The organism is Pseudoalteromonas sp. SR45-5 (assembly GCF_014163565.1).
Taxonomy (GTDB): domain Bacteria; phylum Pseudomonadota; class Gammaproteobacteria; order Enterobacterales; family Alteromonadaceae; genus Pseudoalteromonas; species Pseudoalteromonas distincta.
In genome coordinates this window covers 1-4972 of record NZ_JACJDN010000293.1, presented here as the reverse complement: position 1 = coordinate 4972, position 4972 = coordinate 1, and the positions used below count along the sequence as shown (strand labels likewise).

Annotated in this window: 3 protein-coding genes and 1 tRNA gene; 1 reads left to right on the top strand and 3 read right to left on the bottom strand. The window is 35.9% G+C overall.

All coding sequences use genetic code 11. From position 1 onward, the window contains the following. The first annotated feature begins 503 nt into the window (after positions 1–503). Positions 504–905 carry a lactoylglutathione lyase gene (gene gloA, locus H5072_RS11765; protein WP_024594782.1) on the top strand — a complete coding sequence of 134 codons (402 nt, stop codon included), beginning with the start codon at positions 504–506 and terminating at the stop codon, positions 903–905. Positions 906–1189: 284 nt separating this feature from the next. Here gloA and H5072_RS11760 read toward each other — a convergent pair whose 3' ends face one another. From H5072_RS11760 to H5072_RS11750, 3 genes are all read right to left on the bottom strand, one after another. Next, on the bottom strand, positions 1190–1456 hold the full coding sequence (locus H5072_RS11760) for a DksA/TraR family C4-type zinc finger protein (RefSeq protein WP_024605380.1): 267 nt from the start codon (positions 1454–1456) through the stop codon (positions 1190–1192). Positions 1457–1702: 246 nt separating this feature from the next. Continuing rightward, positions 1703–4570: a pitrilysin family protein gene (locus H5072_RS11755; RefSeq protein ID WP_182693619.1), complete on the bottom strand. Its 2868-nt coding sequence runs from the start codon at positions 4568–4570 to the stop codon at positions 1703–1705. A 283-nt stretch (positions 4571–4853) separates the two neighbouring features. Beyond that, positions 4854–4929, bottom strand: a tRNA-Glu gene (locus tag H5072_RS11750). Between the last annotated feature and the right edge of the window lie 43 nt (positions 4930–4972).

Here is a 4972-nt window from a genome sequence, read left to right as displayed (position 1 = left end):
ACCTGTGCAAAACGTAACTCTGATTAATTACCAATACATTGTACTCACTCAAACCAAGCAACTTACCAATTGGTATGCAAAAACTGTATTACCATACGACTTTTTTGTCAACCAATAAGTTAACCAAGCAAACGCCACATTTTTAAAAATTACACAAAGATCAATTTAATATCCCATTAAAACAAATGCTTATATATCAACAGCACAATTAAGCAAAGGTTAACTTTTGTTGAACAATCAGTAACTTTTTTTATACTAATAGGTTGACCAATAATTGAGTACTGGTTATATAAACATCCAAAATTTAATAAAATGATTCATTAATTGGTAATTTATAAAGGTCGAACTCAAACTGTTTTAAGCCCACTCTCATATTAAGGTTGTGATTTATATGTAATGCCTACATATATGGCTAATACATATAACCCCCCTAAAACGCGCTTGATAATAGCGCTTAGTTAAAAATACTCTTAACTTTGAATAAATAACTAAAGGAACTAAAAATGCGTTTATTACATACTATGCTTCGTGTAGCGGATTTGGATAAATCAATTGCTTTTTATACTGAAATATTAGGTATGAAAGAATTACGCAGAGCTGATAACAGTGAATACAGATACACTCTTGCCTTTGTTGGATATGGCGACGAAGCAGATAACACAGTATTAGAGCTAACTTATAACTGGGACGAGGATAGCTACGACCTAGGTAATGGATATGGTCATATTGCTATTGAGTTTGATGATATTTACAAAGCATGTGCAGATATTAAAGCTGCTGGTGGCAATGTAAGCCGTGAACCAGGGCCTGTAAAAGGCGGTACTACTGAAATTGCTTTTGTAAAAGACCCAGATGGCTATGCAATTGAGTTAATTCAGAAAAAAGAAGACATGAGTAAATTTTAAATTACTTAACAACTAATTCAAGTTATAACAATTTGCTTAATGCCAATCTGCTTATATATGGGGTCTATTTAACGTTAAAAAAATTACGCTAGAACTAGGCAAAATTTTTGTATCTAGTTGTTCTAAATAAAAAATTTTTATCGACGTAATAGTGCAATTTAATTCGTTAAATTGATCAAAGATTTATGCTGGTTGGTATAACTATGGAGAGGTTTAATTTTATATATAGTTCAAATGGTTATGCAGATTGGTATTAAATAAAAGGTGCTTTGCAGCACCTTTTTTTAACGCAACTGACTATCTTTACTACCACGCCTATTAAACGATTTAGCGCTGGCACCATTGCCTTCTATTTCAGCTTGGCATGCAACACAGTAGCGAACTCCTGGTAGCGCGAGCCTTCGTGCTTGTGGGATTTTTTCATCGCACTCGTCACATAGCTCAGCACTTGCACCAGATATTAAATTGCTTCTTGCATACTGTACGGCATCGTTAACACTTGCATCAATTTGATCTTGAATTGCACCGTCTCGTGCCCATCCACTTGCCATAAATCCTCCTAATAAAGTTGGATGTTTAAATTTATGCTACCAAATTGAATCTTTATAAGTACTGAATAATAAAGCTAGGAATGGGGTGTTATTTGAAGGCTTCAACTATAAAACTATATTTTATATCTAAAGAAAGACGCTGTAGTTGCTCCCTGTAATCTACTTTCAAAAAGATCAACACTCTAAAATCAGGCAAAAAAAAGCAGCTAAAAAGCTGCTTTGTAATTCTAATTATTTATTTAAATATTAAAGGCTGTAATCAACAACCTTCATGCCTAATTTTTCAAGCTCTGGGCGAAGTGTTTTAGCATCACCCACTACTAAATAAATCATATCTTTAGTGTTTAAGTGTTTTTTAGCTAAGGCGTTAACTTCTTCTTTGCTAATATTGCTAACAATCTCATTTCTTTCTTTTACAAAGCTAGGTTTTAAATCGAACTCTAATATTTGTGCTAAAAAGCCAAGTTTTGCATTAGGCGTTTCGTATTTAAGCGCATCTTTTTGATTGATAGCTTTACGCATAAACATAAGCTCTTCGTCAGTGACACCGTTTTGAGCATAGTTATTAAGCTCATTAGTAAACTCTGTAATAGACGCTGCAGTAGAATCGGCTCTCACCGCTGCAGAAGCTGTAAAGCCACCTGATGTTTTATCACCCCAAAAACGAGAGCGAGCACCGTAAGTGTAGCCTTTATCTTCTCGTAAATTTAGATTGATACGGCTGTTAAACGTGCCACCAAATGCAAAGTTCATTAAGTTAGCTTTAAAAAACTCACCTGTAATGTCTTCAACCATACCGCGTTTACCAATACGAATTTCTGATTGAGGGGCATCTGGTTTATCTACAAGATAAATGACATTAGTTTCTACTTTAGGTTCACTGAAATCAACCGCTACTGGGCTCGATTTACCTTGCCAGTTTGCAAGTGTAGCTTTAACCTTTGGCTCAATTGTTGACTCTTTTAAATCAGAAACAATAATGACTTGCGCGCCCTGTGGTTTAAAGTTTGCGTTATAAAAAGCTTTAACGTCACCTAATGTAATAGCCTCAATACTATTAAGCGTTCCAGTACTTGGAAGTGCAGCTATATTGTCGCCATATAGTAATTTGCTGTATGTATTAGATGCTAAATACCCTGCATCCTTCATTGAATGTTGAATATTTTGAATGATTTGCTTTTTATTACGCTCAAAGTCATCGGCATTAAATGCAGGTTTAAATAATTTCTCTTCAACAAGCTTTAGCGTTGCATCTACATTTTTGGTTAAGCTAGAAACATACACATTTGTATGTGTTTTATCTGAGTAGATACTTACCTGGCTACCCAGTTTTTCAAGCGCGTTACTCATTTGCTCTGTAGTGTAGTTTTGCGTTGACTCGCTCATTAACGATGCAGTCATTGACGATAAACCCACTTTACTAGCTTGCTCATTATACAAGCCACCCGGAACTTTAATAAAAATAGCGGTGGTTGGCGTTTCTGTACTTTGCGTACCTAATATTTTAATACCGTTTTCGGTCTTAGTTTGCCAAAGAGAAGGAACATCAACAGCAGGATTTGCGCCGGCTACAGGGTGAATACTTCGATCAAATGTATCAACAGCTCTTCGTGCTACTAAATCATCAGCTGAAGTTGTAGATGGACCTCCAAAATCATGCGCTTTAGGCGTAAAGTTATCTGGGGCAGCTATAAGTTGAGTTTGACCTTCTGGCACAACACTCATAATAACGGCAGATTTACCTTTGATATATTGATTAAAAACACGCATAACATCAGCTTTTGTAACTTTGTTATAACGTGCAATCTCATCTTTAGCTGAGTTTGGGTTACCTGTAAACGTTTCAGATGCGGCTAGTTGAGAGACTTTTCCTGATACGCTTTGCAGACCAAAAATTGCACCTGACTCTATTTTAGCTTTTACTTTATCTAAATCATCTTGTGTAACGCCACGCTCTTCAAATTCAACAAATGAATCACGAATGATTTTTTCCATATCAGCTAACGTTTTCCCTGCTGTAGGATTTGGTAAAGCATAAAGACTAATTGAACACGCTAACTCTTGGCATGGATGATTTGCACTTGCTTGAACAGCAAGTTGAGTTTTAACTAGGTTTTTGTATAGTAGTGAATTATTACCTCCACCTAATATTTCAGCAAGTATATCAAGAGGTGCTTCATCTTCAGAGCGAGCATAAGTCGTTGGGAAACTCATACTTAATAAAGGTAAGTGAACCTTATCTTCCATTGAAATATATCTATCGGCATCTAGTATTACAGCTGTTTTTTCAACTTTAGGTATTTCAGGACCTTTTGGGATTGGTGCAAAATATTTAGTAACTAATGGCAGTATTTCATTAGCGCTGATGTCACCACCAATGGTAAGCGTTGCATTATTTGGTCCGTACCATTTTAAAAAGAATGCTTTTAAATCATTTACATTTACGCGATTTAAATCGTCCATAAAACCAATTACAGGCCATGAATATGGATGGCCGTCTGGATACATCGCTTGAGCAACACGTTCACCTAAGCGACCATAGGGGCGATTATCAACACGTTGGCCGCGCTCGTTTTTTACTGTTTCGCGTTGTACCTCAAATTTTTCTTGGGTTACAGCATCGAGTAAAAAGCCCATTCGATCAGCTTCTAGCCACAACATTTTTTCTAATTGATTTACAGGTACTGTTTCAAAATAATTTGTTCTATCTGAGTTAGTTGTACCATTTAAAGTACCGCCTGCTTCAGATATTATTTTAAAATGTTCCTCATCAGCAACATTCTCTGAACCTTGAAACATCATATGCTCAAAAAAGTGAGCAAAGCCTGACTTACCCAACTCTTCGCGAGCAGAACCAACGTGGTATGTTACATCAACGTGTACTAAGGGATCTGAATGATCCTCATGCACAATTACAGTTAAACCGTTATCTAGTTTATATTTTTTATACGGTATGTTGATTTCACCTGCATTAGATTTCACTGATTCAATAAGTGTAACGCCAGGAATTGATGTTTCTGTAACAATATTTTTATCAATAGCTTGAGTTGAGCTATTACATGCAGCCAACCCTGATGCAAGTAAAACAGCAAGTGCAATTTTTGTGAGTTTCATTTTTTAGTCCATATTTAAATTAACTCAATGAGTTTAAAGACTAATTAAAAGTACAACAAGGAATATGGAGCGATTATGGGTTTGGTTTTGTAATAAAGTGTAAATAGATTGATATAAAAATGAAGTATAAAATGAGGGTATTAATTTGTGGTTTTATTCTAATAACACTGCACTTTCCTATCTAAGTAGTAAATGACATATCTAAGAGATTGGTACTCTTGATAACGTCGTGCATAGAGAGTGCGGTGTCACACTGCTTTACACAATACTTAAAATAAGTAAGTGGCGTCCCCAAGGGGATTCGAACCCCTGTTACCGCCGTGAAAGGGCGGTGTCCTAGGCCTCTAGACGATGGGGACACATAAATGTGTCACTAGGACAACTGAATTTTTAGACTCGTTT

Coding starts and splice junctions, on each gene's coding strand:
- gloA (WP_024594782.1), top strand. CDS start 504: ATGCGTTTATTACATACTATGCTTCGTGTAGCGGATTTGGATAAATCA.
- H5072_RS11760 (WP_024605380.1), bottom strand. CDS start 1,456: ATGGCAAGTGGATGGGCACGAGACGGTGCAATTCAAGATCAAATTGAT.
- H5072_RS11755 (WP_182693619.1), bottom strand. CDS start 4,570: ATGAAACTCACAAAAATTGCACTTGCTGTTTTACTTGCATCAGGGTTG.